Below are 24,587 nucleotides of genomic sequence, written 5' to 3' on the forward strand. Positions count from 1 at the left end.
ATGCTCATCAGGTCACTGACCCTGACAACCTTGCTGGCGTTCGCCGGCCCCCTGTTCGCCGCCGCCGACAGCGATTCCCCGTTGGACATCGACAAGGGGCGCGCCCGGCCACTGATCGTGATCACTTCCAGCACCGTCGACTCCGAATGGCTGCGCCTGAAGAAGTCCCTGGAGGATCCGGCCAACAAGCAAGGCGTCAGCGACCGCAACATCCGCGTCTACACCGTGCTGAACATGTCCGGCCAGCTCGACGGCAAGGATCTCGGCCAGCAGGACACCATGGCCCTGATCCGCGCGCTCAAGCTCGGCGCAGGCGCGTTGCCCAAGGTGATCCTGGTGGGCAAGGACGGCGAAAAGAAGCTGGAGAGTTCGGGGGATGACACCAAGACGGTGGACCTGAAGAAGATCTTCGACACCATCGACGCCCTGCCGGCCGCCGAGAAGGAAATGACCGCGACGGTGGTCACCGCACCGACCGCCACGGAACCGGCCCCGGCCAAAGGCGCCAAGGGCGCCAAACCTGCGAAACCCGCCAAGCCGACGAAACCGCCGGAGCAGCCGGATGATTGAGGGGCATCCTGTGATGCCGAAACGAAAACGGGCGACCTTAAGAGGTCGCCCGTTTTTTTTGCCTGTGGCGTTACTCGGTCAGCGCACCAAGGATCTTGTGCGCCATCTTCACCCGCTCCGGAATCGGGTAGTTGCGGTTCGCCAGGATCACGATCCCGACCTTCTTCGACGGCACGAACGCGACATAGGCGCCGTAGCCACCGGTGGAGCCGGTCTTGTTGATCAGCACGTTTTCCGGTTCCGGCTGCGGCGGGTTGAGCCAGTTGACCTTGTGCGCCTCCATGGCCATCGGCGTCGAGTTGCCGGCCAGCAGGCGGTCGAGGCTGATCGGGTAGGTGTAGCGTTCCCAGCCCAGGCCCTGGGTCATGTCGCCGACGGTGTAGTAGCCGGTGTGGGTGAGGGCGATGGCCTTTTGCAGAGGCGTTTCGAGCTTGGCCGTGTCGAGGTTGGCTTCGACGTAGTGCAAAAGGTCCGCGGCGCTGGTTTTCACGCCGTAGGCTTCGGCGTCGAGCGCGCCGGGGGTGACCCGAACGGGTTGGTCGTTCTTGTCGTAGCCCTGGGCGTAGAGCTTCTGTTCAGACGCAGGCACCGAAAGGAAGGTGTGCTTGAGCCCGAGCTTGGGCAGCAGGGTATCGGTCATGAGCTGGTTGAACGGCTGGCCGAGGCTTTTCGCCGCCAGATAGCCGAACAGGCCGATGCTCGGGTTGGAGTACAGGCGATGGCTGCCGGTGGGATAGGTGGGTTTCCACTGTCGGTAATAGCCGAGCATCCTGTCGGAAGCGTCTGCGGCGGCGGGGAACTGCAGCGGCAGGCCGCCGGCGCTGTAGGTGCCCAGTTGCAGCAGGCTGATGGTGTCGAAGGCGCTGCCTTTGAGTTCCGGCCAGTGCTGGCTGGCCTTGTCGGAGAAGTCCAGTTTGCCGTTGGCCTGGGCGTAGGCGGCGAGGGTGGCGGTGAACGTCTTGCTCACCGATCCGACCTCGAACAGGGTGTTTTCGCTCACCGGTTGCCCGGTCTTCTTGTCGGCGACACCGTAGTTAAAGTAATGCGCCTTGCCATCGACGGTCACGGCGACGGCCAGACCCGCGATGTTCTCCAACTGCATGACCGGCGTCACGGTGGCCTTGACCAGCGACTGCAGCTGATCGTCGGTCTGAGGGGCTGCCAGGCAACTGGCGGCGCTGAAGAAAAGTCCGAAAGCGCTGAAAGACTTGAGTTTGTTCAGGTTGATCGAAAGCATGGTTGAACCACTCTCCATGAGTGCTGATGGTGTAATCCCGCTACACTGCGAGCGTTTTCCGTCGGGCCGGCTGATCGGCGCCGCCAAATCTAGGCAGTCCGGCGGTATTCGGCAAACGATGAAAACTCGGACGAGCCATTAGAAAAATTTGGGACATGGCATGATTCGACCTCAATTGCCTTTGAATGCGCTGCGCGCCTTCGAAGCCTCCGCGCGTCATTTGAGCTTCACCCGCGCCGCCGTGGAGCTGTGCGTGACCCAGGCCGCCGTCAGCCATCAGGTGAAAAGCCTGGAGGCGCAGCTCGGCGTGATCCTGTTCAAGCGTCTGCCCCGTGGTTTGATGCTGACCGGCGAAGGCGAAACCCTGCTGCCGGTGTTGACCACGTCTTTCGATCATATCGCGCAGATGCTGGAGCGTCTGGCGGGCGGACAGTACCGGGAGACGCTGACGGTCGGGGCGGTGGGCACCTTCGCCGTGGGCTGGCTGCTGCCCAGGCTGGCGGACTTTCAGGCGAAGCATCCGCTGATCGATCTGCGCCTGTCGACCCACAACAACCGGGTGGACGTGGCCGCCGAAGGGCTGGATTACGCGATCCGCTTCGGCGCGGGGGCGTGGCACGGGATCGAAGCGACCCGTCTGCTGGAGGCGCCGCTGTCGGTGCTGTGCGTGCCGGAGATCGCCCGGCAACTGCACGCGCCGGGGGATTTGCTGCAACAGCGTCTGCTGCGTTCCTACCGCAGCGATGAATGGCCGCAATGGTTCCAGGCGGCGGGTCTGGCGACTCACGCGGCACCGCCCCAAAGCATCGTGTTCGACTCATCGCTGGCGATGATGGACGCGGCCTTGCAGGGGAGCGGGGTGGCGCTGGCGCCGCCGTTGATGTTTGCCCGGCAATTGGCGACGGAGGCGATCTGTCAGCCGTTCGCGATCGAGATCACCACGGGGAGCTACTGGCTGACGCGGTTGCAGTCGAAGCCGCAAACCCCGGCGATGGCGGCGTTCAGGCACTGGTTGCTGCAGATGTCCGCCTGACGCCGAATGTAGGGGTCAGCCTGCTGGCGATGGTGGTCGACACCTCAATGCCGGATGTGCCGCCGTCATCGCGAGCAGGCTCGCTCCCACAGAGGGGCTGTGGTCCGGTCAGGGATTCAGCGCACCAGGCACGGCTTCTTGTTATCGAACGCCCAGCCGGGGATCAGGTACTGCATCGCCACGCTGTCGTCCCGCGCGCCCAGCCCCATGCCTTCGTACAGTTCATGGGCCTTGGCCACCTGATCCATGTCCAGTTCCACGCCCAGCCCCGACTTGTGCGGCACCTTCACGCAACCGTCGACGATCTGCAGCGGTGCTTTGGTCAGGCGCTGGCCGTCCTGCCAGATCCAGTGGGTGTCGATGGCGGTGATGTCGCCCGGCGCGGCGGCGGCCACGTGGGTGAACATCGCCAGGGAAATGTCGAAGTGGTTGTTGGAGTGCGAGCCCCAGGTCAGCCCCCATTCGTGGCACATCTGCGCCACGCGCACCGAGCCCTGCATCGTCCAGAAATGCGGGTCGGCCAGGGGGATGTCCACCGACTGCAACTGGATCGCGTGGCCCATTTCGCGCCAGTCGGTGGCGATCATGTTGGTGGCGGTCTTGAGTCCCGTGGCGCGGCGGAATTCGGCCATCACTTCGCGGCCCGAGTAGCCGTTCTCCGCGCCGCACGGATCTTCCGCGTAGGCCAGCACATGATGCTGGTCACGGCACAGGCGGATGGCTTCCTTGAGCGACCAGGCACCGTTCGGGTCGAGGGTGATGCGCGCCTCGGGGAAGCGTTCGGCCAGGGCGGTCACGGCCTCGATTTCCGCATCGCCGCTCAGCACGCCGCCCTTGAGTTTGAAGTCCTGGAAGCCGTAGCGGGCGTGGGCGGCTTCGGCCAGGCGCACCACGGCGCCGGCGGTCATGGCTTGCTCATGGCGCACGCGGAACCAGTCGTTGTCGGCGTCTGGTTCGCTGCGGTAGGCCAGGTCGGTCTGCCGACGGTCGCCGACGTAGAACAGGTAACCGAGCATCTTCACTTCGTCGCGCTGCTGGCCTTCGCCGAGCAATGCGGCCACCGGCACGTCGAGGTGCTGGCCGAGCAGGTCGAGCAGGGCGGCTTCCAGGGCGGTGACCGCGTGGATGGTGATGCGCAGGTCGAAGGTCTGTAGGCCGCGTCCGCCGGCGTCGCGTTCGGCGAAGGTCCGGCGCACCTGGTTGAGGATCTTCTGGTAGGTGCCGATCGGGCTGCCGACCACCAGGCTGCGGGCGTCTTCGAGGGTCTGGCGGATGCGTTCGCCGCCGGGCACTTCGCCGACGCCGGTGTGGCCGGCGTTGTCCTTGAGGATGACGATATTGCGGGTGAAGAACGGCCCGTGGGCGCCGCTCAGGTTGAGCAGCATGCCGTCGTGGCCGGCCACCGGGATGACCTGCATGTCGGTGATGATCGGGGCTTTGGCGGTGTCGTGTACGGTCATTTCGGGTGTCCTTTCAGGCGTGTTTCGGCGCAGCGTCGGCGGTGACGGCGTCGGGCGAGGATTGGGGGGCGGTGCGGGCGGCGAACACGATGACGGCAGCGATGATCGACGTCGCGGCCAGGCCGTAGAGCCCGCCCTGGATGGAGCCGGTGTGTTCTTCCAGCAGGCCGAAGGTGGTCGGCGCCACGAAGCCGCCCAGGTTGCCCACCGAGTTGATCAGGGCGATCACGGCTGCGGCGATGCGTGCGTCCAGGTACGCCTGGGGAATCGGCCAGAACAGCGACGACGCGGACTTGAACCCCAGCGCGGCGAAGCAGATCGCGACGAAGGCGAAGACCGGCCCGCCGGTGGTGGACAGGAACATCCCCGCCGCCGCGATCAGCAGGGCTGCGGCGACCCAGGCCTGCTGGTGTTTCCACTTGGCCGAGAACGAAGCGAACGCGTACATGCCGATGATCGACAGCAACCACGGGATCGAGTTGAACAGGCCGACCTGGAAGTCGCTCATTTCGCCCATCTTCTTGATGATGCTCGGCAGCCAGAAGGTCGCGGCGTAGATGGTCAGCTGGATGAAGAAGTAGATCAGGCAGAACAGGATGATCTGGCGGTCCTTGAGCAGCTTGCCCAGCGACGGCCTGACGGTGGTCGCCGCTTCCCGCGCCCGTTGCTCGTCGTCGATGGCCTTGACCAGCGCATCCTGCTCGGCGCGGCTCAGCCATTGGGCGTCGTGGGGCTTGGCGTCGAGCCAGAACCAGACGAAGACGCACAGGCCCACCGAGAACATCCCTTCGATGAAGTACATCCACTGCCAGCCGTGCAGGCCCAGGCCGCTGATCTGCAGGAGCAGGCCGGACAGCGGGCCGGATATCAACGAGGCCACCGCCGAACCGCTGAGGAAGATCGCGATGGCCTTGCCCCGTTCGGCGGCCGGCAGCCAGCGGGTGAAGTAGTAGATCACCCCCGGAAAGAACCCGGCCTCGGCGACGCCGAGCAGGAAACGCAGGATGTAGAAGTGGGTTTCGTTCTGGATGAACGCCATGCCGGCGGCCACCAGGCCCCAGGTGAGCATGATGCGGGTCAGCCAGATCCGTGCGCCGACCCTTTGCAGCAGCAGGTTGGAGGGGACTTCGAACAGCGCGTAGCCGATGAAGAACAGGCCGGCGCCGAACCCGTAGGCTGCGGCGCCGATGCCCAGGTCGTGTTCCATGTGGGTGCGGACGAAGCCGATGTTCACCCGGTCGATGTAGTTGACGATGAACATGATCACGAACAGCGGCAGGACGTGGCGTTTGACTTTGGCGATGGCCGAGGACAGCGCCGTATCGGCGCCCTCGTTCATCCCGGCGATGGATGGTTTCACTTGGTTTTCTCCCACTCGTTATTTTTATGCGGGGTATGTCTGGGTGTTGCGTTGTTGATAGACATCATACAACTAGATTTTTTTGTCCGACAAGCTGTGAGTACCAACGAAATGATTTGATGCAGGCGTGCCTTTATTCGATTTGTAGGTTTTGTGCTGTGGTTGCTGGGTTTTTTGTGGCTTTGCGGCCGGTTTTGTCTGGTGGATTGTGGGAGGTGGGGAGTGAGGTTTTGGCTCGGATGAATGAATTATTTGAGTGTTGTCATACAAGTTGGGTCGTGTGGTGAGCTAAAATTCGCTCAATGCCCCTCCATGGCAGTGCTACGATCCGCAAGCCCCGCCACCGGAACCGACCATGCAAGACGAACTCGACGCCCCCGCCCGCAAGCGCGCCCACAACCTGGCCCATGACCTGGTCGAAAAGCTGACCCAGGGCATCCTGCTCGGCCAGATGCTGCCCGGCGACAAGCTGCCATCCGAGAATTCCATCGTCCGGGAGCATGGCGTCAGCCGCACGGTGGTGCGCGAGGCCATTTCCAAGTTGCAGGCGTCGGGGTTGGTGGAGACGCGTCACGGCATCGGCACGTTCGTGATCGAGCGGGCGCCGGAGCAGGGCTTGCGACTCAATGTCGAAACCGCGCTGGGGGTACGCGGCATCCTCGAACTGCGCATGGGCCTGGAGACCCAGGCTGCGGCGCTGGCGGCGCAGCGCCGCAGCGAGCAGCAACTGGCGCAGATGCGTCAGTCCCTGGACGATTACCGGCGCCTGCTGGCCAACAACGACAGTTGCGTCGAGGCCGACCGGCGCTTCCACCTGCTGATCGCCGAGGCCACCGGCAACGTGTGCTTCACCGAAATCATGCAGCAGCTGGGGAGCGCGATGATCCCGCGCACCCGGGTCAACGCCGCCGAACGCGGCGCGGTGGACCTGAGCAAGCTGGGGGAACTGGCCAGCCAGGAGCATGAGGCGATCCTCAATGCAATCAGGCGCCAGGATCCGGACGCGGCCCGGGCGGCGATGTGGCTGCACCTGACCAACAGCCGGGACCGGTTTTTGGCTCAGGGCTGAACCGGGGAAGAGGTACGGCTGACATCTTCGTTGCCCGACATACCGCCATCGCTGGCAAGTCGAATCGTCGCACCGCAGCTCCCACAGGGTTCGGCGTTGTTCGCGGAAATGGCGGGCCACCGCAGATTCTGTGGGAGCTAGCATGCTAGCGATGAGGCCGGGCCAGTCGACATCTCTGTTGTCTGTTCCGCCGCCATCGCTGGCAAGTCGAATCGTCGCACCGCAGCTCCCACAGGGTTCGGCGTTGTTCGCGGAAATGGCAGGCCACCACAGATTCTGTGGGAGCTAGCATGCTAGCGATGAGGCCGGTCCAGTCGACATCTCTGTTGTCTGTTCCGCCGCCATCGCTGGCAAGTCGAATCGTCGCACCGCAGCTCCCACAGGGTTCGGCGTTGTTCGCGGAAATGGCGGGCCACCGCAGATTCTGTGGGAGCTAGCTTGCTAGCGATGAGGCCGGTCCAGTCGACATCTCTGTTGTCTGTTCCGCCGCCATCGCTGGCAAGCCAGCTCCCACAGGGCTCAGTGGCGTTCGCAGAAATGGCAGGCCACCGCAGCTCCTGTGGGAGCCAGCCTGCTGGCGATGGCGTCGGTGAGGGCGCCGTCAGGCTCAGGCCGTGCCGATGTCCCGCATCAACAGCCCGAAGCGCAGGTCCACCGCATCCGGAATCGGCAGGTAAACGGTGTGCCCGTCCCCCGGCGCCACGTCGATGGCTTCGTCCTTGAGGTTGTGCAACTGGTGCAGGTCGAAATGGAAGTTGCCCTTGGGCGTCATCAGTTCCAGGTGATCGCCCAGGGCAAAGCGGTTCTTCACCTTGACTTCGGCCAGCCGGCCCCGGCGTTCGCCGGTCAGTTCGCCCACGAACTGCTGGCGCTCGGAGACCGAGCTGCCGTTCTGGTAGTTCTGGTACTCGTCATGCACATGGCGGCGCAGGAAACCCTCGGTGTAGCCGCGTTGGGCCAACGACTCCAAGTCGTTCATCAGGCTGCGGTCGAACTCGCGGCCGGCCACCGCGTCGTCGATGGCCCGGCGATAGACCTGGGTGGTGCGCGCGCAGTAGAAGTGCGACTTGGTGCGCCCCTCGATCTTCAGCGAATGCACGCCCATGCGGGTCAGGCGCTCGACGTGCTGCACCGCGCGCAGGTCCTTGGCGTTCATGATGTAGGTGCCGTGTTCGTCTTCGAACGCCGGCATCAGTTCGCCGGGACGGTTGGCCTCCTGCAGCAGGAACACCTGTTCGGTGGGGGCACCCAGGCCGAGGGTCGGCTGCGGTTCGCAGGTCTGCACGATTTCGCCCAGTTGGTTTTGCGTGGCCTCCTGTGCCGAGTACTTCCAGCGGCAGGCGTTGGTGCAGGTGCCTTGGTTGGCGTCGCGTTTGTTCATGTACCCCGAGAGCAGGCAGCGGCCGGAGTAGGCCATGCACAGGGCGCCGTGGACGAACACCTCCAACTCCATGCCCGGCACCTGTTCGCGGATTTCGCCGATCTCCTCCAGGGAAAGTTCGCGGGACAGGATGATCCGGCTCAGGCCCTGCTGCTGCCAGAACTCCACGCTCGCCCAGTTCACCGTGTTGGCCTGCACCGACAGGTGGATGGGCATCTGCGGGAAGTGCCGGCGCACCAGCATGATCAGGCCCGGGTCGGACATGATCAGCGCGTCCGGCGCCATTTCGATCACCGGCGCCAGATCCTTGAGGAAGGTCTTGAGCTTGGCGTTGTGCGGGGCGATGTTGACCACCACATAGAAGCGCTTGCCCATGGCCTGGGCCTCGCGGATGCCGAGGGCGAGGTTGGCGTGGTCGAATTCGTTGTTGCGCACCCGCAGGCTGTAGCGCGGCTGGCCGGCGTACACCGCGTCGGCGCCGTAGGCGAAGGCGTAGCGCATGTTCTTCAGGGTGCCGGCGGGGGCCAGCAGTTCCGGGGCGGTAAGGGGCAGGGTGGCGGTCATGGCGGCATCGCTGGCAAAAGCGCGGGAGGGTAAGGCAACGGCGGCGAGGATTCATTGATCTGGATCTATGCTCCATGAACAAAAAGGGCACTTGTGCCGCAGCGGGCTGACCAAGTCCGGGTGGGCGCACGGGGCGCCCCGGCCGACGTGGATCGCACATGAACCGAAAGAGCCTGCAATTCAAATCCCTCACGGTGCTGCTGGCGCTGGTGACCGTCGCCTTCATCTGGATCCTGCTGCCGTTCTACGGCGCGGTGTTCTGGGCGGTGATCCTCGGCATCCTGTTCGCACCGATGCAGCGGCGCCTGCAGTTGCGGTTCGCCTGGCCGCGCAACCTGACGGCGTTGTGCACCTTGGGCATCTGCCTGGTCGTCGCGATTTTGCCGGTGATCGTCATCGGGGGGCTGCTGGTGCAGGAAGGGGCGATGCTCTACAAGGGCATCGACAGCGGCGAGATCGACATCGGCGCCTACCTTGCACAGTTCAAGCACAGCCTGCCGCCGTACTTCCAGCACCTGCTCGACCGCTTGGGCGTCGGTGAGCTCAACGCCTTGCGCGAGAAGATCGTCAAGGCCGCGCTGCAAGGCAGCCAGGCGCTGGCGACACAGGCGTTCAGTGTCGGTCAGGGCACGTTCGAGTTCGTGGCGGGTTTTTTCATCATGCTGTACTTGCTGTTCTTCTTTTTGCGCGACGGCGCCGAACTGGCGCGCAAGGTACGCGCGGCGGTGCCGCTGGAGGAGCAGCACAAGCGCCGTCTGCAACTGAAGTTCAACCGCGTGGTGCGCGCCACGGTGAAGGGCAATCTGCTGGTGGCGATCACGCAAGGGGCGCTGGGCGGGGCGATCTTCTGGTTCCTGGACATCCCCAGCGCGTTGCTGTGGGCGGTGCTGATGGCGTTCCTTTCGCTGTTGCCGGCGGTAGGGGCGGGCCTCGTCTGGGCACCGGTGGCGCTGTATTTCCTGTTGAGCGGAATGATCTGGCAGGGCGTGGTGCTGGGGTTGTTCGGCGTGTTCGTGATCGGGCTGGTGGACAACCTCATGCGTCCGCTGCTGGTGGGCAAGGACACGCGCATGCCGGACTACATGATCCTGATCTCGACGTTAGGCGGCCTGGCGGTCTTCGGGCTCAACGGCTTTGTGATCGGTCCGCTGATCGCGGCGCTGTTCATGTCGAGCTGGGCGCTGTACCTCGAGACCCGGCCCAAGGTGCAATTGCCTTAGGCGCCGAGCGGGCCGTCGAGCATGGCCCGGGACAGCGCCTGGGCGTCCGGCAGCGAGCGCAGCGGGCCGCTCACCGGTTCGCCGTCGCGCACCACGTACCAGCAAGCGAGCAACCCCAAGGCGCGGAGCGAGGCGGGGACGGCGCTGCCGATGACAGACATGATTTGAACCTGAGCCATTGCCGATACCTCCATCAATCGATGGGGCTACCTTATGCAATCGTCGGCCCGGCGGAAAATCAACGCTTTCGATAGTGGACATCGACGCCGGCGGGGGGCTGTTCAGTCGACCACTTGATCGAGCATGTGCACCACTTCCCGCTCGTTGAGCAAGCCCTTGCGCACCAGGTTTTCGGTCAGCAGCGAAAGGAACTTGGCGCTGCGGTGGCCTTCCAGGTGCTTGAGCTCGGTCAGGGCGCTGTAGACCTTGCTTGAGGTGCATAGACCGACGATGCGGTGCGGGTTCTGTGTGGGCATGGCTGTCGTCCTTGTTGTTTTCAACCTTGTTGTTTGCGGACGGATTCAGAGTGCGGCTCCGTCATGACAAAGGGATGACCGTCGGATGACCGGGCGCTCCGGGTCTTGTCCATCATGCCGACTTTAACGGCCATGACTGTCTCCGGAGCGACCTTGACGCGGTGTATCCAGACGCGGCCGACGGACGGTCATAAAAAAGCCCCGCTCAAAAGCGGGGCTCTTTGCAGGGCGGTTACCAGCGCGGGCCGCCGTAGTAGTGCGGGCGACCGTAGTAGCCGCGGGGCGGGCCGTAGTAGACCGGGCCCGGTACGTACACCGGCTGTTGCACATACACCGGTGCCGGCTGGTAGTAGACCGGTGGCGGCGGTTGCTGGACGTACACCGGCGCCGGCTGAGCGTAAACAGGCTGTTGGACGTAGACCGGCCGGTCCTGGTTGATGAGCGCCGAGCCGATGATGGCCGAGCCGACGATCGCACCGAACACCGCCGGGCCCTGCCAGCCACCGCCGTGGGCTTCTGCCTGACCTGTGACAGCGAATGCACCAATCAACAAGGCCGCGATGGGGAGTTTACGAATCATGATAATTCCTCGGTTCTTCGACCCGGCGTCCGGGCCTGCAGCAGGCACGGGATGGCGCGGGGATACCTCTATGACAACGAATTTCTGAAAATCGGCACGGCCGCTGGGTAAATTTTGTGTAAGGTCTGTACCGGCTCGGTTACCCGGTTTCGCGGCATCGGCTGCGGTGCCCGGAACAGACCGGCCCATGATCGTTCAGAACCCGATGGCCTGGCTAATCCCGTCCATCCGAAAGTGCATTCCGAGGAGATTCTTCATGCAGATGAACCCCAACAAAGACACCCAACTGTGCATGTCCCTGTCTGGGCGTCCCGGGAACTTCGGCCTGCGTTTTCATAACCACCTGTACGAGCAGTTGGGCCTGAACTTCTATTACAAGGCGTTCAGCAGCCAAGACCTGCCGGGCGCCGTAGGCGGGATCCGCGCGCTGGGCATCCGCGGCTGCGGCGTGTCGATGCCGTTCAAGGAGGCCTGCATCGAACTGGTCGACGAACTGGACGCGTCGGCGGCGGCGATCCAGTCGATCAACACCATCGTCAACACCCAGGGCCACCTCAAGGCCTACAACACCGACTACATCGCCGTCGCGCAACTGTTGCAGACCCATGCGGTGCCCAAGGACTCGACCTTCGCCCTGCGCGGCAGCGGCGGCATGGCCAAGGCCGTGGCCAGCGCCCTGCGCGACGGCGGTTACCGCAACGGCCTGATCGTCGCCCGTAACGAACGCGCCGGGCGGGCGCTGGCCGACTCCCTGGGCTACCGCTGGACGGCGGAGCTGGGCGATGAGCGGCCGCAGATGCTGATCAACGTCACCCCCATCGGCATGACCGGCGGGCCTGAAGCCGATCAACTGGCGTTCGCGCCGCAGGTGATCCAGGCAGCGGACACTGTGTTCGATGTGGTGGCGATCCCGTCGGAAACGCCGCTGATCGTGCGTGGCCGGGCCGAAGGCAAGCGAGTGATCACGGGCCTTGAAGTGATCGCCATTCAGGCGCTGGAACAGTTCGTGCTCTACACCGGCGTGCGGCCGACGACGGAACAGTTCGAGGCGGCGGTGGCGTTCGCCCGCAGTTGAGATCGGCAGGGATCTTCATCGCCTGACATGCCGCCATCGCTTGCAGGCAAGCTCTCACAGGGTTCGGTGGCGTTCGCAGAAATGGCAGGCCACCGAAGATCCTGTGGGAGCCAGCCTGCTGGCGATGAGGTCGGTACAGCCGACATTTCTGTTGTCTGTACCTCCGTCATCGCTGGCAAGTCGAATCGTCGCACCGCAGCTCCCACAGGGTTCGGCGGTGATCGCGGAAATGTCAGGCCACCGCAGATCCTGTGGGAGCTAGCTTGCTAGCGATGAGGCCGGTACAGCCAACCTCTTCATCGCCTGACCCATCGCCATCGCTGGCAAGTCGAATCGTCGCACCGCAGCTCCCACATGGGCTGGCGGTGTTTATTCGAGGCGGGCCAGGCGTTCTTCCAGTGCGGCGATCCGTGCTTCCAGCTCCTCGATCCGCTCGACCGACACGCCGCCGCCAGAACTGCGCTCGCCGGCGTTCTGCCGCGCCGCGATGATGGCCTCGATGTCCGCCGGGTCGCCCAGGGCATGGGTGTAGCGGTCTTCGCGCTGGCCGGCCTGGCGCGGAATCAGTACCGCCAACCCGCGGGCGATCAGGCGTTCCAGCTGATGCACCACCTGTTCGGCGTCTTCGAAGTCATGCATGCGGCCGCTGCGGGTCAGCAGTTCGTTGACGGTCTGCGGGCCGCGCAGAAACATCAGCCCCGTCAGCACCAGCTGCGCCGGCACCAGTTCCAGCGCCTTGTCGACCTTGTGCTCCCAGCGGTCGGCGCGGCTGCCCATCACCAGTCGGGCCATGCCCTGGCTTTCGAGAGCGCGCAGGCTCTGGCCGATCTGACCTTGGGTCAGGTTCATCACCGGTTCGCGGCTGGTCTTCTGGTTGCAGGCCAGCACCAGCGCGTTGAGGGTCAGCGGATAGGTTTCCGGGCTGGTGGCCTGCTTCTCGATCAGCGAGCCCAGAATGCGGATTTCCGTGGCGTTGAGCCGCGGTTCGTCGAAAGTGGTCTCTGATTCGGTGGTCATCGCGGGCTCCCTGTGCAGTCGAAGGCGCCTAGCCTAATCCTTGCGTGACAAAAGACAAGCCGCACCGGAGCAAGGCATGGCTATAATCGCCCACGTTTGACCACCCGCCACCACGCGAGACTGCCATGACCATTTCCCTGTACGCCGCATCCGTCCCGGTTTTCCAGCAGATGCTCAACGCCCTGAGCGATGTGCTGAAAAAGGCCGAAGCCCACGCCACCGAGAAAAACATCGACCCGAACGCCTTCCTCCAGGCACGCCTGTACCCGGACATGTTCCCGCTGGTGCGCCAGGTGCAGATCGCCGTGGACTTCGCCAAGGGCGTGTCGGCCCGCCTGGCCGAAGTCGAGCTGCCGAAGTACGACGACAGCGAAACCACCTTCGCCGAGCTGCAAGCCCTGCTGAGCAAAGTCCTGGCCTTCATCGGCGAGATCAAGCCGGAGCAGATCAACGGCAAGGAAGGCATCGAGATCGTGACCCGTCCGGGCACGCCGAAAGAGAAGCGCTTCACCGGCCAGGCCTACCTGCTGACCTACGGCCTGCCGCAGTTCTTCTTCCACGTCACCACCGCCTACGCGCTGCTGCGCCACAACGGCGTGGAAGTGGGCAAGCGCGATTACATGGGCGCGTTCTAAGCCGCCCGGCTTCGCAAAACCATTGAAAAAGCCCGCCAAGGCGTCAACCTTGGCGGGCTTTTTCATGCCGTTCTTCTGTAGGGGCGAGCCTGCTCGCGATGTGGCCGTACTGGCCGGAACGCCATCGCGAGCAGGCTCGCTCCTACAGGTTTGGCGTCAGGCCGGGCGCTGGGCCTTCTGTTCTTCGCCCAGGCACGCGGCGGCGGTGAACAGCACGTCGGTGGAAGAGTTCAGCGCGGTCTCGGCCGAGTCCTGCAGCACGCCGATGATGAAGCCCACGGCCACCACCTGCATGGCGATCTCGCTCGGGATGCCGAACAGGCTGCACGCCAGCGGAATCAGCAGCAGCGAACCACCGGCCACGCCCGAGGCGCCGCAAGCGCAGATCGCCGCGACGACGCTGAGCAGGATCGCGGTCGGGATGTCCACGGCGATGCCCAGGGTGTGCACGGCGGCCAGGGTCAGCACGGTGATGGTGATCGACGCGCCGGCCATGTTGATGGTGGCGCCGAGCGGGATCGACACCGAATAGGTGTCTTCGTGCAGGCCCAGGCGCTTGCTCAGTTCCAGGTTGACCGGAATGTTGGCCGCCGAGCTGCGGGTGAAGAACGCGGTGATGCCGCTTTCGCGCAGGCACTTGAGCGTCAGCGGATACGGGTTGCGGCGCAGCTTCCAGAACACGATCAGCGGGTTCATCACCAGCGCCACGAACAGCATGCAGCCCAGCAGCACGGCCAGCAGGTGCGCATAGCCGATCAGCGCGCCGAAGCCCGAGGTGGCCAGGGTCGAGGCCACCAGGCCGAAAATGCCCAGCGCGGCGAAGCGGATCACCACCCGCACGATCAGGGTCACGCCGTTGGACAGGTCGTCCAGCACCTGGCGGGTGGTGTCGCCGGCATGGCGGATCGCCACGCCCATGCCGATGGCCCAGGCCAGGATGCCGATGAAGTTGGCGTTCATCAGGGCGCTGACCGGGTTGTCGACCACGCTCAGCAGCAGGCTCTGCAGCACTTCGCCGATGCCGCCGGGCGCGGTCACCGCGACGTTGTCGGTGGACAGCACCAGGTGGGACGGGAACAGCGTGCTGGCGATCACCGCCACCACGGCGGCGCCGAACGTCCCCAACAGGTACAGGAACAGGATCGGCCGGATGTGGGTTTCCTGGCCGTGCTTGTGGTTGGCGATCGAGGCCATGACCAGCACGAACACCAGAATCGGCGCCACGGCCTTGAGGGCCGAGACGAACACCTTGCCGATGAACGCAGTGCCTTTGGCCGCTTCCGGCGCGAACAGCGCCAGGGCGATGCCGGCCACCAGACCGATCAGGATCTGCGTGACCAGGCTGAGGTTTTTCAGGCGCTGCAATAGAGAAGGGGATGAAGCGGTCATAACGGCATCTCTGAATTTTTATGGGGAGCAGGTCGCGTGCGCGGACGACAAGGCGGGGGCAGGCCCGGCGCACGAACCGAAAGTGTCGGCGAGCCAACGACGCCGACAAACGGGTCGCTGAACAGGGTGTACGTTTTGCAGGGCGCGGACTTTACCACAGCACAGGCGCGTTCCTTCAGGCCTGTGACGATCCGCCGCCCGAACGGCCGGCAAGATCGGCAGCTTTGTGCAAGCCTGGGCGCAAACACTTCTGTTAAGATCCGCCATCCTCATTTTCAGATTTGCCGGCGGGCCTTCGGGTCGAACGCCGGTGCCGTCGTTTCGCTGGAGTTTCCCATGCTGTTTCCGATCCTTCTGTTGTCCGCCGCCGGCTTCACGGTGCTGACCACGGAATTCATCATCGTCGGCCTGTTGCCGGCGATCGCCCGAGACCTTGACGTCACCATCCCGCAGGCCGGGTTGCTGGTGACCCTGTTCGCCTTCACCGTGGCGATGTTCGGGCCGTTCCTGACGGCGTTCTTCGCACGGTTCGAGCGGCGCCGGCTGTTCATCACCATCCTGATCATGTTCGGTCTGGCCAACACCCTCGCGGCCCTGGCGCCGAACATCTGGGTGATGGCCGTCGCCCGGCTGATCCCGGCGCTCGGGCTGCCGGTGTTCTGGGCCCTGGCCAGCGAAACGGCGGTGGACATCGTCGGCCCCGACCACGCCGGCCGCGCCATCGCCAAGATCGGCTTCGGCATCGTCTGCGCCACCGTGTTCGGCATTCCGGTCGGCACGCTGATTTCCGACGCGTTCGGCTGGCGCAGCGCGTTCGCCATCCTGGCGGTGATCGCGTTCGCCAAGGCGTTGCTGCTGTTCGTCTACCTGCCCAAGACCCACCTGCACCAGCATCAGGTCAGCTTCGCCTCGCAGTTCAAGATTCTGCGCAGCCCGCTGATGTTGGGCCATGTGCTGCTGTCGATCGTGGTGTTCAGCGGCATGTTCACCGCCTACACCTACCTGGCGGACATCCTGGAACGGCTGGCCGGGTTCAACGGCACCGTGGTCGGCTGGTGCCTGATGGGCTTCGGCGCGGTGGGGCTGATCGGCAACTCGCTGGGTGGCCGCGCGGTGGACCGTCATCCGCTGGTGGCGTCGATCATGTTCTGCACCTTCATGATCGCCGGCATGGTGGCACTGGTGCCGAACATCCATTCGCCGGTCGGGCTGGCGGCGGCGATGGGCATCTGGGGCGTGACCCAGGCGGCGCTGTTCCTGGTCAGCCACGTGCGCCTGATGAAGGCGGCGCCCGAGGCGCCGGCGTTCGCCGCGTCGCTGAACATCGCCGGGGCCAACCTGGGCATCGGCCTGGGCGCGATGGTCGGCGGCCGGGTGATCGACAGCGCCGGCCTGGGCTTCGTGGGCTTCGCCGCCGCCGGCTTCATCCTGCTGTCGATCGTCCTGGCCATGGTACTGATGGCGCTCAAGCCGCGGGTGGCCTGCGCCGAGGCCTAAAGGGCGGTGAACAGCTCGCGTCGGGCACCTTCGGTGATCGCAACGATGCCGGGGTGCTTGACCTTGCGCTCCACGGAAATCGCGTAGAACGATTCGCTCACCGCGTCGGTCTGGCCGATCGCTTCGACGCCGCACTGACGCTTCACCTCATCGGCGATCACGCTGGGGCCGATGAAGATCCCGCTGCCGGACTGGCCGAACGCCTGCATCAGCGCGCTGTCATCGAACTCGCCGACGATCCTCGGCTGGATCTGCTGTTCGGCGAACCAGCGCTGCAAGCGGCTGCGCACCACGGTTTCCGCGCCGGGAATCAACAGCGGCGCACCGTGCAGGCTGCGCGGGAAGTCGTTTCCGTATTGCGCCGCCAGTTCGGCGGTGGCGAAAAAGCTGATCCCGCATTCCCCCAGTTTCTGGCTGTAGCCCTTGATGTCCAGGTGCGACGGCATCGGACTGTCGGAAATCACCATGTCCAGCCGCTGGATCGCCAGATCCGCCAGCAACCGTTCCAGTTTGTCTTCGCGGCAGGTGATGCGCAGCGGCTCGCTCAGTTCCATGGTCGGCGCGATCAGGCGGTAGACGATGGATTTGGGCACCACATCGGCCACGCCGACGCGGAACAGGATCTGCTGCTCGTTGGGCTGGGTGCGCAGCATCCGTTCCAGCTCGCCGCCCAACTGAAACATCTGTTCGGCATAAGGCAGGGTCTGGCGCCCGGCTTCGGTGAGCTCCAGCTGGCGACCGACCCGGCGGAACAGTTCGATGCCGTAGGTTTCTTCGAGCAGGGAAATCTGCCCGCTGATGGTCTGCGGGGTCAGGTTCAACTGCTCGCAGGCGCGCACGATGCTGCCGGTCTTGGCCACCACCCAGAAGTAATGCAGTTGTCGGTAATTGAGCATGGCGTTCTTCTGTGAAATGTTTTGTTCGTAAAAACCGAAGTATAGCCGGTAAAAATACGAATTTTTCTGAAGTGTCACCTTCCCTAGAATGCCCAGCCATCGACGGCGGGCCTGTCAGGCCAGATGTCTGATCCATTCGAGGGAAACAAGATGAAACTCAAAACCACGGCGGTGCTGATCGCGTCTTTACTGGTGTTGGCCGGATGCGACCAAGCGGAAAAGAGCGCCCAGCAACTGATGGGGCAAGCGGCGGAAGCCGCCAAGCAGGCCATCGACGACACCCACAAGGCGGCGGAGCAGGCGCTCAGTGATGCCACCGGCAATCTGACCGGCAAGAACGAATCGAAGGATGACGACGGAAAATCCGAATCGTCCTCCCAGGAAATCTAAAACGTCTTACAAGAACCAGGACTGAACCATGGAATATCTGTTGGAACTCGCCGCCAGCCCCACCGCCTGGATTGCGCTCGCCACCCTGGTGGTGATGGAGATCGTGCTCGGCATCGATAATCTGATCTTTATCTCGATCCTGACCAACAAGCTGCCCGAGCAGCACCGTCAGAAGGCGCGGCGCATCGGTATCGGCATGGCGCTGATCCTGCGTCTGGGCCTGCTGAGCACCATCGCGTTCATCGTCCAGCTGACCGAGCCTGTGATCGAGATCTTCGGCCATGCGTTCTCCTGGAAGGACATCATCCTGATCGCCGGCGGCCTGTTCCTGCTGTGGAAAGCCACCACGGAGATCCATCACAGCATGGATCCGGCGCCGGAGGATCCGAAGTCCGCCAGCTCCACCGTGACCCTGGGTTTCGCCGCCGCCATCGGGCAGATCCTGATGTTGGACCTGGTGTTCTCCATCGACAGCATCATCACTGCCGTCGGCATGACCGAACACCTGCCGATCATGATCATCGCGGTGCTGGTGTCGGTATTGGTGATGCTGCTGGCGGCTGATCCGCTGGCCAAGTTCATCAACGACAACCCGACGGTGGTGATGCTGGCCCTGGGCTTCCTGATCATGATCGGCATGACGTTGATCGCCGAAGGCTTCGGCGCCCACGTGCCGAAAGGCTATGTGTATGCGGCGATGGCGTTCTCCGCGGTCATCGAGGTGCTGAACATGATGTCGCGCCGGGCCAAGCAAAAGCGTCTGCCGGCTGAAGGCTAAGCGCCGCTGAACGAAAAGGCCGCCCGGGCTCTTGCGAGTCCGGGCGGCCTTTTTCCGTTTGGGCTGTCGGGCGTCAGTCAGTGCGCGGTGGCGTGGCGGGCGCGGTGCCTGGCGGCCTTTTCCGCAGGTTCGGGGCGGGGCGGATGAGGGTGGTGGCGCCGGGCGATGCGCAGCACGCCCCACAACATGGCGGCGGCCACGGCCAGCCAGCCGGCTATCAGCATCATGATGGTCATCGTCAGGCTCATCGGTGCCTCCTCTTTGCCCTGCGTCGGGCGCACGCGTTCTCTGTCTTCAAGCCACAGTCTAGTCGCTGGCGTGTTTCAGGCTATTGACCGAAGGTCGGGGGCGGCCAATCAGTTCGCTCTATGCCGGCGATGCGTCTGCGGATTCGGGCTATACCGCAGCGTTGCGCCGTCCTATGATCGTCGGCCAAGCCGGAACACGACGACCGGCGTCTTTGATAGAGAGTGACGATGGTGCAGGTATTTTCTCGGATCCGCGCGGCGCTGCTGGCGGCAGGTTGCGCGGCCGCCCTGGCGGGGTGCGCGGGCAGTGTGGCGCCGGAGGTTCAGCGTTTGCCGGAGCGGGTCGAGCTCAGCGGCACGTTCTACCGCGGCGAGGCCAATCAGAGCGGGCCGCAGGTGCTGGCCAGCCTGTTGTCGCAGCAGGGCATCGTGATCACGCCGGGCCTGTTGGAGAAGCCGCTGCGCCTGCCCCAAGCGCAAGACCAGTTGCAGCAGAACCTGCAGAACCTCGCCCGGGAATACGGCATGGTGGTCTATCCGCTGGACAGCCGGCTGCCGGCGCTGCTGACCCAGGTCGCCGCAGGCTATCCGGTGATGGTGCGCTTCAGCGAAGGGTCGGCCTTCTGGGCCGAGCCGCGCTACGCGATCCTCTCCGGCTACGACCGGAAAAAGCAGACCGTGCTGTTGCGCGCCGGGATGAACCGGCGCGAGCTGATGGGCTTCGACGCCTTCGAGTCGGCCCTGAACAAGGCCGGCGGCTGGGCGGTGCTGATCCAGAAGCCTTCGCAGGTGCCGGCCTCGGTCGACCGCCAGCGCTGGCTGAAGGCCGCCGACGAGCTGGCCCAGGCCGGGCAGGAGCAGGAAGCGGCCCAGGCGCGCAAGGCGCTGGGGGCGCAGTAAGGCGCCGTTCGTCATTTCTCGGGCACGGCGTGATGCATCGGATTTCTTATGGTCAGAGGCCCGGTCGTTCCGGGCCGTATCCCGGATGCGAGGTGCACATGAGTACCGATTCGAGCTTCGATGACCATAAACCCGACAGCGTGCCGACCACGGCGGAACCCGAGGTGGATCCGGTGCTGGACCCTGAAAGCCCGCTGCGCGACCCGTTGGCCCGTCCGGCGGTGGTGACGCCGCATACGCGGGATCCGAGCGCCGGCGACGGCATCCCCGACGATGACCAGATGCCGCTGCCCAACGATTGAAACCGCAGACGAAAAAAAGCCCCGAACGTTCGGGGCTTTGTCGTTTCGCGGATTACTTGGATGCTTCGACCACGTTGCCGGGGCGGTTCTTCAGGTTCTTCGCCGCCTTGTACTGCAGCGCCGCCGCCGGTGCGTTGGTGCTCTTGCCGGTTTCCACCCAACTGCGGATGCGGCTGGCGTCGGCGAAGTGGGTGTACTTGCCGAACGCATCGAGGATCACCAGGGTCACCGGGCGGTTGCCCATGCGGGTCACCAGCACCAGGCAATGCCCGGCGGGGTTGGTGAAGCCGGTCTTGGTGATCTTGATGTCCCAGTCCGCCTTGTTCACCAAGTGGTCGGTGTTGCGAAAGCCCAGGGTGTAGTTGGGCTTGCGGAACGACACGGTCTTTTCCTTGGTGGTGGTCAGTTCGCTGAGGATCGGATGCTTGTGCGCGGCCACCAGCAGTTTGCTCAGGTCGCGGGCGGTGGACACGTTGCGCTCCGACAGGCCGGTCGGTTCGACGAAATGGGTGCTGGTCATGCCCAAGGCCTTGGCCTTGGCGTTCATCGCGGCGATGAACGCTGCGTAGCCGCCCGGGTAGTGGTGGGCGAGGCTGGCGGCCGCCCGGTTCTCCGAGGACATGAGCGCAATCAGCAGCATCTCGCGGCGCGGCAGTTCGCTTCGCAGTTTGACCCGGGAGAACACGCCCTTCATTTCCGGGGTATTGCTGATGTCGACGTCGATCCATTCGTCCATGTTCTGTCGCGCTTCCACAACCACCAGGCCGGTCATCAGCTTGCTCACGGAGGCGATCGGCACGACCACGTCCGGGTTGCTGGAATAGATGACTTTATTGGTCTGCATGTCCATCAGCAGGGCGCTGCCGGAGGCGATCTTCAGTTGCGAGGCGTCTCGGGGGGCAGCGGTGGTTTCGGCGGCATCGGCCGTTGGCGTGAGGAGTGTGCCTGAAAATGCAAAAACCAGGCTCAGGATGGAGAGGCGAATATTCACGCGGGCGAACTCATAAGGGTTGGAAATGCCGCTTTTGTAACGGCTTGTGTCGTAAAAACGACGCATTGTAGGAGTATGGTCGAAGAACTGTCGATGGTTGTTCGAGAGCCATGAAAAAGTCGTGAAAAGCCCTGTGAAAATAGGGGTTTCCGGCGAACGGTAAAGGTTTTTTCGAGGGCATGAAAAACCCCGCGCAAGGCGGGGTTCTCAGGGGGCGGAAAACGCGCCTCAGCCGTGCAGGGTTTCTGCCGCGTAGAGCGTGTTTTCCAGCAGGCAGGCGCGGGTCATCGGGCCTACGCCGCCCGGCACCGGCGTGATCCAGCCGGCGCGGGGCAGGGCGGTCTCGTACACCACGTCGCCCACCAGCTTGCCGTCTTCCTGGCGGTTGATGCCGACGTCGATCACGATCGCGCCTTCCTTGATCCACTCGCCTTTGACCAGGCCCGGCTTGCCAGCGGCGACCACCACCAGGTCGGCGCGGCCGACGTGGCCGGCCAGATCCTTGGTGAAGCGGTGGGTGACGGTCACGGTGCAGCCGGCCAGCAGCAGTTCCATCGCCATCGGGCGACCGACGATGTTGGAAGCGCCGACGACCACGGCGTGCATGCCGTACAGGTCGACGCCGGTGCTTTCCAGCAGGGTCATGATGCCTTTGGGGGTGCACGGGCGCAGCAGCGGGATGCGCTGGGCCAGACGGCCGACGTTATAAGGGTGGAAACCGTCGACGTCCTTGTCCGGACGGATGCGCTCCAGCAGCTTGGAGGCGTCCAGGTGTTCCGGCAGCGGGAGCTGGAGCAGGACGCCGTCGATCGCCGGGTCGTCGTTCAGGCGGTCGATCAGGTCGGCCAGCGCCTGCTGGGTGGTGTCGGAAGGCAGGTCGTAGGCCTGGGAAAGGAAGCCGACCTCTTCACAGTCTTTACGCTTGTGCGAGACATAAACCTGAGAGGCAGGATCGCTGCCGACCAGGATCACCGCCAGGCCCGGCGTGCGCAGGCCTTGCTCGCGACGCTCTGCGACCCGTTGGGCGATCTGCTGGCGCAGGCTGGCGGCGATGGATTTGCCGTCGATTAGTTGTGCAGTCATTGCGCGTGATTAACCATCGAGAGGGGAAAAAATGAGAACGCATTCTCGCATGTCAGGCGGTGAGGGCAAAGGCGCTTGGTCTGCAAATTCCCCTAACCCCTTTAATTAAATGAATTTTTTTTAAAAAGGATTTGACGGTCTCCGGGTGTCTCTATACTATTCGTCGCACTTGTCGGGCACAGCCTAGCACTGGTTAAGAAAGTCGAGCGGAATCAAGGTTCTGCAAGGCCGGAAAGCACTTAGTTTGTAGTCCTCCAAGGGTACAGATTAACAAGGCGCCCGTAGCTCAGCTGGATAGAGCATCCGCCTTCTAAGCGGATGGTCGCAGGTTCGAGTCCTGCCGGGTGCGCCATTAGGCAGCATTGGCACAAGTAGCGCGATATGGTGGGCGTAGCTCAGTTGGTAGAGCACGGGATTGTGACTCCCGTTGTCGTGGGTTCGATCCCCATCGTCCACCCCATATTCAAAAGGCGCCAGATTTAACGGTCTGGCGCCTTTGCTTTAACCGCTTCAAGTCGCGGATGTGGTGGAATTGGTAGACACACTGGATTTAGGTTCCAGCGCCGCGAGGCGTAAGAGTTCGAGTCTCTTCATCCGCACCAATCAAGGCTTCATTCATGCCGCTGGCTTGGTTGAGGTATCGCAAAGGGGCTGAAAGGCTTTTTTGACACGCAATATGGTGGGCGTAGCTCAGTTGGTAGAGCACGGGATTGTGACTCCCGTTGTCGTGGGTTCGATCCCCATCGTCCACCCCATATTTCGAAAGGCGCCAGATTTAACAGTCTGGCGCCTTTTTTGTTTCGGCGGTCCGTGTTTCGGGCCGGCTGTCAGGGAGATGCTGGCGCGCCTCTTCTATATATAGAATGGTCGGCACGAACCCCTGGCGGGATTGTTGTATTCGCCTGCGGAGCGCGGCGCATCCGTGCGTCCGCACCGGAAAACCGCCTGCTGCGTTTCCACCTGATTTCAGTAGGGTGACTTCTTGGGTTTGACCCACTAGAATGCATGCCCTTGATTCTGGGGTCGGAAACGGCCGGCCAACGTCTGTGCAACGAGGAATATCCATGCAAGTTTCTGTTGAAAATACTACTGCTCTTGAGCGCCGCATGAGCGTCACCGTGCCGGCCGAGCGCATCGAGAGCCAGGTCAACAAGCGTCTGCAGCAGACTGCCCAAAAGGCCAAGATTGCTGGCTTCCGTCCAGGCAAAGTGCCGATGAGCGAAATCAAGCGCCGTTTCGGTGCCGACGCTCGTCAGGAAGCGGTGGGCGACGTGATCCAGTCCTCCTTCTATGAAGCGGTGGTCGAGCAGAAGCTGAACCCTGCCGGTTCGCCTTCGATCGAGCCGAAATCCCTGGAAGCCGGCAAGGACCTGGAATACGTAGCCGTATTCGAAGTGTTCCCTGAGTTCACCGTCGCCGGTTTCGACGGCATCACCGTCGAGCGCCTGAGCGCCGACGTGGCTGACGCCGACCTGGACAAGATGCTGGACATCCTGCGCAAGCAGAACACCCGTTTCGAAGTGGCCGAGCGCGCTGCCCAGAACGAAGACCAGCTGAACATCGATTTCGTCGGCAAGGTCGACGGCGAAGCGTTCGCCGGCGGTTCCGCCAAGGGCACCCAGCTGGTGCTGGGCTCCGGCCGCATGATCCCGGGCTTCGAAGAAGGCCTGGTCGGCGCCAAGGCCGGTGAAGAGCGCGTTCTGAACCTGACCTTCCCTGAGGACTATCAGAACCTGGACCTGGCCGGCAAGACCGCCGAGTTCACCGTGACCGTCAACACTGTATCCGAGCCTCAGCTGCCTGAGCTGAACGAAGCGTTCTTCGCCCAGTTCGGCATCAAGGAATCGGGCCTGGAAGGTTTCCGCACCGAAGTTCGCAAGAACATGGAGCGTGAACTGCGTCAGGCGATCAAGTCCAAGGTGAAGAACCAGGTCATGGACGGTCTGCTGGCCACCAACCCGATCGAAGTGCCGAAGGCGCTGCTGTCCAACGAAGTCGACCGTCTGCGCGTGCAGGCCGTCCAGCAGTTCGGCGGCAACATCAAGCCTGACCAACTGCCGGCCGAGCTGTTCGAAGAGCAAGCCAAGCGCCGTGTGGTGCTGGGGCTGATCGTGGCTGAAGTGGTCAAGCAGAACGACCTCAAGCCTGACGAAGCGCGCGTTCGCGAAATGATCCAGGAAATGGCCTCGGCTTACCAAGAGCCTGAGCAAGTGGTGTCCTGGTACTACAAGAACGAGCAGCAACTGAACGAAGTCCGTTCGGTTGTGCTGGAAGAACAAGTTGTGGATACTGTTCTGCAGAAAGCTAGCGTGACCGACAAATCGGTCTCTTACGAAGAAGCGGTCAAGCCGGTAGAAGCTCCAAAAGCCGACTGATTGTTCCTGCGTTAAGAAGTACACACATAAGCCAGCCTTCGCGCTGGCTTATGTGCATTCA

Annotated in this window: 25 protein-coding genes and 4 tRNA genes; 16 read left to right on the top strand and 13 right to left on the bottom strand. The window is 63.6% G+C overall.

Translation table 11 applies throughout. From position 1 onward, the window contains the following. Window positions 1-570: a DUF4174 domain-containing protein gene (locus tag CAG29_RS16220; protein ID WP_085630635.1), complete on the top strand. Its 570-nt coding sequence runs from the start codon at window positions 1-3 to the stop codon at window positions 568-570. A 70-nt stretch (window positions 571-640) separates the two neighbouring features. On the opposite strand, the gene ampC is transcribed toward CAG29_RS16220, so the two are convergent. Then, window positions 641-1,807: a class C beta-lactamase gene (gene ampC / locus CAG29_RS16225; protein WP_085694812.1), complete on the bottom strand. Its 1,167-nt coding sequence runs from the start codon at window positions 1,805-1,807 to the stop codon at window positions 641-643. Between the two features lie 160 nt (window positions 1,808-1,967). On the opposite strand from ampC, the gene CAG29_RS16230 reads away from it, so the two are divergent. Beyond that, window positions 1,968-2,840, top strand: a complete 873-nt coding sequence (locus CAG29_RS16230; protein ID WP_085579602.1) for a LysR family transcriptional regulator — start codon at window positions 1,968-1,970, stop codon at window positions 2,838-2,840. A 116-nt stretch (window positions 2,841-2,956) separates the two neighbouring features. On the opposite strand, the gene gudD is transcribed toward CAG29_RS16230, so the two are convergent. Both gudD and CAG29_RS16240 read right to left on the bottom strand, forming a co-directional pair. Further along, window positions 2,957-4,300, bottom strand: a complete 1,344-nt coding sequence (gene gudD / locus CAG29_RS16235; protein WP_085694813.1) for a glucarate dehydratase — start codon at window positions 4,298-4,300, stop codon at window positions 2,957-2,959. Window positions 4,301-4,313: 13 nt separating this feature from the next. Next, on the bottom strand, window positions 4,314-5,660 hold the full coding sequence (locus CAG29_RS16240; RefSeq protein WP_085579606.1) for an MFS transporter: 1,347 nt from the start codon (window positions 5,658-5,660) through the stop codon (window positions 4,314-4,316). Window positions 5,661-6,015: 355 nt separating this feature from the next. On the opposite strand from CAG29_RS16240, the gene CAG29_RS16245 reads away from it, so the two are divergent. Continuing rightward, on the top strand, window positions 6,016-6,729 hold the full coding sequence (locus CAG29_RS16245) for a FadR/GntR family transcriptional regulator (protein ID WP_085630627.1): 714 nt from the start codon (window positions 6,016-6,018) through the stop codon (window positions 6,727-6,729). A gap of 607 nt (window positions 6,730-7,336) precedes the next feature. Here CAG29_RS16245 and yegQ read toward each other — a convergent pair. Then, complete coding sequence (gene yegQ, locus CAG29_RS16250; RefSeq protein ID WP_085579610.1) at window positions 7,337-8,674, bottom strand: tRNA 5-hydroxyuridine modification protein YegQ; 1,338 nt, start codon at window positions 8,672-8,674, stop codon at window positions 7,337-7,339. A 158-nt stretch (window positions 8,675-8,832) separates the two neighbouring features. On the opposite strand from yegQ, the gene CAG29_RS16255 reads away from it, so the two are divergent. Continuing rightward, window positions 8,833-9,894 (top strand): AI-2E family transporter, encoded by a 1,062-nt coding sequence (locus CAG29_RS16255; protein WP_085579612.1) that lies wholly within the window; start codon window positions 8,833-8,835, stop codon window positions 9,892-9,894. Here the strand turns inward: CAG29_RS16255 and CAG29_RS16260 are convergent. From CAG29_RS16260 to CAG29_RS16270, 3 genes are all read right to left on the bottom strand, one after another. Continuing rightward, window positions 9,891-10,073 (bottom strand): hypothetical protein, encoded by a 183-nt coding sequence (locus tag CAG29_RS16260; protein ID WP_085579614.1) that lies wholly within the window; start codon window positions 10,071-10,073, stop codon window positions 9,891-9,893. The genes CAG29_RS16255 and CAG29_RS16260 overlap by 4 nt on opposite strands. A 102-nt stretch (window positions 10,074-10,175) precedes the next feature. Beyond that, the gene (locus tag CAG29_RS16265) at window positions 10,176-10,370 is read right to left on the bottom strand and encodes a hypothetical protein (RefSeq protein WP_085579616.1); all 195 of its coding nucleotides are present in this window, start codon (window positions 10,368-10,370) and stop codon (window positions 10,176-10,178) included. Window positions 10,371-10,602: 232 nt separating this feature from the next. Continuing rightward, window positions 10,603-10,950, bottom strand: coding sequence for a hypothetical protein (locus CAG29_RS16270; protein WP_085694814.1), 348 nt, complete (start codon window positions 10,948-10,950; stop codon window positions 10,603-10,605). A gap of 256 nt (window positions 10,951-11,206) precedes the next feature. Between CAG29_RS16270 and CAG29_RS16275 the strand changes: the two genes are divergently transcribed. Next, window positions 11,207-12,025, top strand: coding sequence for a shikimate 5-dehydrogenase (locus CAG29_RS16275; RefSeq protein ID WP_085579620.1), 819 nt, complete (start codon window positions 11,207-11,209; stop codon window positions 12,023-12,025). A gap of 369 nt (window positions 12,026-12,394) precedes the next feature. On the opposite strand, the gene CAG29_RS16280 is transcribed toward CAG29_RS16275, so the two are convergent. Further along, a complete protein-coding gene (locus CAG29_RS16280) occupies window positions 12,395-13,042 on the bottom strand; it encodes a YceH family protein (protein ID WP_085579622.1) in 648 nt (215 codons plus the stop codon). Between the two features lie 125 nt (window positions 13,043-13,167). Between CAG29_RS16280 and CAG29_RS16285 the strand changes: the two genes are divergently transcribed. Then, window positions 13,168-13,677, top strand: a complete 510-nt coding sequence (locus tag CAG29_RS16285) for a DUF1993 family protein (RefSeq protein ID WP_085630622.1) — start codon at window positions 13,168-13,170, stop codon at window positions 13,675-13,677. A gap of 156 nt (window positions 13,678-13,833) precedes the next feature. Here CAG29_RS16285 and sstT read toward each other — a convergent pair whose 3' ends face one another. Beyond that, on the bottom strand, window positions 13,834-15,066 hold the full coding sequence (gene sstT / locus CAG29_RS16290) for a serine/threonine transporter SstT (RefSeq protein ID WP_085579626.1): 1,233 nt from the start codon (window positions 15,064-15,066) through the stop codon (window positions 13,834-13,836). A gap of 336 nt (window positions 15,067-15,402) precedes the next feature. On the opposite strand from sstT, the gene CAG29_RS16295 reads away from it, so the two are divergent. Then, window positions 15,403-16,563 carry an MFS transporter gene (locus CAG29_RS16295; RefSeq protein ID WP_085579628.1) on the top strand — a complete coding sequence of 387 codons (1,161 nt, stop codon included), beginning with the start codon at window positions 15,403-15,405 and terminating at the stop codon, window positions 16,561-16,563. On the opposite strand, the gene nhaR is transcribed toward CAG29_RS16295, so the two are convergent. Then, window positions 16,560-17,459: a transcriptional activator NhaR gene (nhaR, locus tag CAG29_RS16300; RefSeq protein WP_085579630.1), complete on the bottom strand. Its 900-nt coding sequence runs from the start codon at window positions 17,457-17,459 to the stop codon at window positions 16,560-16,562. The two genes, CAG29_RS16295 and nhaR, sit on opposite strands and share 4 nt — an antisense overlap. Before the next feature lie 150 nt (window positions 17,460-17,609). Here nhaR and CAG29_RS16305 point away from each other — a divergent pair, with 150 nt between their 5' ends. Beyond that, window positions 17,610-17,849 carry a hypothetical protein gene (locus CAG29_RS16305; RefSeq protein WP_085579632.1) on the top strand — a complete coding sequence of 80 codons (240 nt, stop codon included), beginning with the start codon at window positions 17,610-17,612 and terminating at the stop codon, window positions 17,847-17,849. A 28-nt stretch (window positions 17,850-17,877) separates the two neighbouring features. Further along, window positions 17,878-18,627: a TerC family protein gene (locus tag CAG29_RS16310; protein WP_085694815.1), complete on the top strand. Its 750-nt coding sequence runs from the start codon at window positions 17,878-17,880 to the stop codon at window positions 18,625-18,627. A 77-nt stretch (window positions 18,628-18,704) separates the two neighbouring features. Here CAG29_RS16310 and CAG29_RS28530 read toward each other — a convergent pair whose 3' ends face one another. Next, window positions 18,705-18,875 (bottom strand): hypothetical protein, encoded by a 171-nt coding sequence (locus CAG29_RS28530; RefSeq protein WP_170930378.1) that lies wholly within the window; start codon window positions 18,873-18,875, stop codon window positions 18,705-18,707. A gap of 228 nt (window positions 18,876-19,103) precedes the next feature. Between CAG29_RS28530 and CAG29_RS16315 the strand changes: the two genes are divergently transcribed. Next, complete coding sequence (locus tag CAG29_RS16315; RefSeq protein WP_085579636.1) at window positions 19,104-19,775, top strand: hypothetical protein; 672 nt, start codon at window positions 19,104-19,106, stop codon at window positions 19,773-19,775. A 98-nt stretch (window positions 19,776-19,873) separates the two neighbouring features. Continuing rightward, the gene (locus CAG29_RS16320) at window positions 19,874-20,077 is read left to right on the top strand and encodes a hypothetical protein (protein ID WP_085579638.1); all 204 of its coding nucleotides are present in this window, start codon (window positions 19,874-19,876) and stop codon (window positions 20,075-20,077) included. Window positions 20,078-20,129: 52 nt separating this feature from the next. On the opposite strand, the gene pbpG is transcribed toward CAG29_RS16320, so the two are convergent. Both pbpG and folD read right to left on the bottom strand, forming a co-directional pair. Beyond that, entirely contained in the window at window positions 20,130-21,068 is a 939-nt protein-coding gene (gene pbpG / locus CAG29_RS16325; protein WP_085580083.1) for a D-alanyl-D-alanine endopeptidase, read from the bottom strand. Between the two features lie 228 nt (window positions 21,069-21,296). After that, window positions 21,297-22,151, bottom strand: coding sequence for a bifunctional methylenetetrahydrofolate dehydrogenase/methenyltetrahydrofolate cyclohydrolase FolD (gene folD / locus CAG29_RS16330; protein WP_085579640.1), 855 nt, complete (start codon window positions 22,149-22,151; stop codon window positions 21,297-21,299). A 275-nt stretch (window positions 22,152-22,426) separates the two neighbouring features. Here folD and CAG29_RS16335 point away from each other — a divergent pair. The 5 genes from CAG29_RS16335 (at window position 22,427) to tig (ending at window position 24,526) form a co-directional block, all read left to right on the top strand. Further along, window positions 22,427-22,503, top strand: a tRNA-Arg gene (locus CAG29_RS16335). 32 nt (window positions 22,504-22,535) lie between these two features. Next, a tRNA-His gene (locus CAG29_RS16340) sits at window positions 22,536-22,611 on the top strand. Window positions 22,612-22,668: 57 nt separating this feature from the next. Continuing rightward, window positions 22,669-22,753, top strand: a tRNA-Leu gene (locus CAG29_RS16345). 77 nt (window positions 22,754-22,830) lie between these two features. Then, window positions 22,831-22,906, top strand: a tRNA-His gene (locus tag CAG29_RS16350). 309 nt (window positions 22,907-23,215) lie between these two features. After that, on the top strand, window positions 23,216-24,526 hold the full coding sequence (gene tig / locus CAG29_RS16355) for a trigger factor (protein ID WP_085579642.1): 1,311 nt from the start codon (window positions 23,216-23,218) through the stop codon (window positions 24,524-24,526). Window positions 24,527-24,587: the final 61 nt, after the last annotated feature.

The organism is Pseudomonas sp. B7(2017), from assembly GCF_002112745.1.
Taxonomy (GTDB): Bacteria; Pseudomonadota; Gammaproteobacteria; order Pseudomonadales; family Pseudomonadaceae; genus Aquipseudomonas; species Aquipseudomonas ekonensis.

Coding starts and splice junctions, on each gene's coding strand:
- CAG29_RS16280 (WP_085579622.1), bottom strand. CDS start 13,042: ATGACCACCGAATCAGAGACCACTTTCGACGAACCGCGGCTCAACGCC.
- yegQ (WP_085579610.1), bottom strand. CDS start 8,674: ATGACCGCCACCCTGCCCCTTACCGCCCCGGAACTGCTGGCCCCCGCC.
- CAG29_RS16285 (WP_085630622.1), top strand. CDS start 13,168: ATGACCATTTCCCTGTACGCCGCATCCGTCCCGGTTTTCCAGCAGATG.
- folD (WP_085579640.1), bottom strand. CDS start 22,151: ATGACTGCACAACTAATCGACGGCAAATCCATCGCCGCCAGCCTGCGC.
- CAG29_RS16310 (WP_085694815.1), top strand. CDS start 17,878: ATGGAATATCTGTTGGAACTCGCCGCCAGCCCCACCGCCTGGATTGCG.
- CAG29_RS16230 (WP_085579602.1), top strand. CDS start 1,968: ATGATTCGACCTCAATTGCCTTTGAATGCGCTGCGCGCCTTCGAAGCC.
- CAG29_RS16255 (WP_085579612.1), top strand. CDS start 8,833: ATGAACCGAAAGAGCCTGCAATTCAAATCCCTCACGGTGCTGCTGGCG.
- CAG29_RS16295 (WP_085579628.1), top strand. CDS start 15,403: ATGCTGTTTCCGATCCTTCTGTTGTCCGCCGCCGGCTTCACGGTGCTG.
- CAG29_RS16320 (WP_085579638.1), top strand. CDS start 19,874: ATGAGTACCGATTCGAGCTTCGATGACCATAAACCCGACAGCGTGCCG.
- tig (WP_085579642.1), top strand. CDS start 23,216: ATGCAAGTTTCTGTTGAAAATACTACTGCTCTTGAGCGCCGCATGAGC.
- nhaR (WP_085579630.1), bottom strand. CDS start 17,459: ATGCTCAATTACCGACAACTGCATTACTTCTGGGTGGTGGCCAAGACC.
- ampC (WP_085694812.1), bottom strand. CDS start 1,807: ATGCTTTCGATCAACCTGAACAAACTCAAGTCTTTCAGCGCTTTCGGA.
- CAG29_RS16315 (WP_085579636.1), top strand. CDS start 19,104: ATGGTGCAGGTATTTTCTCGGATCCGCGCGGCGCTGCTGGCGGCAGGT.
- CAG29_RS16265 (WP_085579616.1), bottom strand. CDS start 10,370: ATGCCCACACAGAACCCGCACCGCATCGTCGGTCTATGCACCTCAAGC.
- CAG29_RS16270 (WP_085694814.1), bottom strand. CDS start 10,950: ATGATTCGTAAACTCCCCATCGCGGCCTTGTTGATTGGTGCATTCGCT.
- gudD (WP_085694813.1), bottom strand. CDS start 4,300: ATGACCGTACACGACACCGCCAAAGCCCCGATCATCACCGACATGCAG.
- CAG29_RS16220 (WP_085630635.1), top strand. CDS start 1: ATGCTCATCAGGTCACTGACCCTGACAACCTTGCTGGCGTTCGCCGGC.
- CAG29_RS16305 (WP_085579632.1), top strand. CDS start 17,610: ATGAAACTCAAAACCACGGCGGTGCTGATCGCGTCTTTACTGGTGTTG.
- sstT (WP_085579626.1), bottom strand. CDS start 15,066: ATGACCGCTTCATCCCCTTCTCTATTGCAGCGCCTGAAAAACCTCAGC.
- CAG29_RS16245 (WP_085630627.1), top strand. CDS start 6,016: ATGCAAGACGAACTCGACGCCCCCGCCCGCAAGCGCGCCCACAACCTG.
- CAG29_RS16260 (WP_085579614.1), bottom strand. CDS start 10,073: ATGGCTCAGGTTCAAATCATGTCTGTCATCGGCAGCGCCGTCCCCGCC.
- CAG29_RS28530 (WP_170930378.1), bottom strand. CDS start 18,875: ATGAGCCTGACGATGACCATCATGATGCTGATAGCCGGCTGGCTGGCC.
- CAG29_RS16275 (WP_085579620.1), top strand. CDS start 11,207: ATGCAGATGAACCCCAACAAAGACACCCAACTGTGCATGTCCCTGTCT.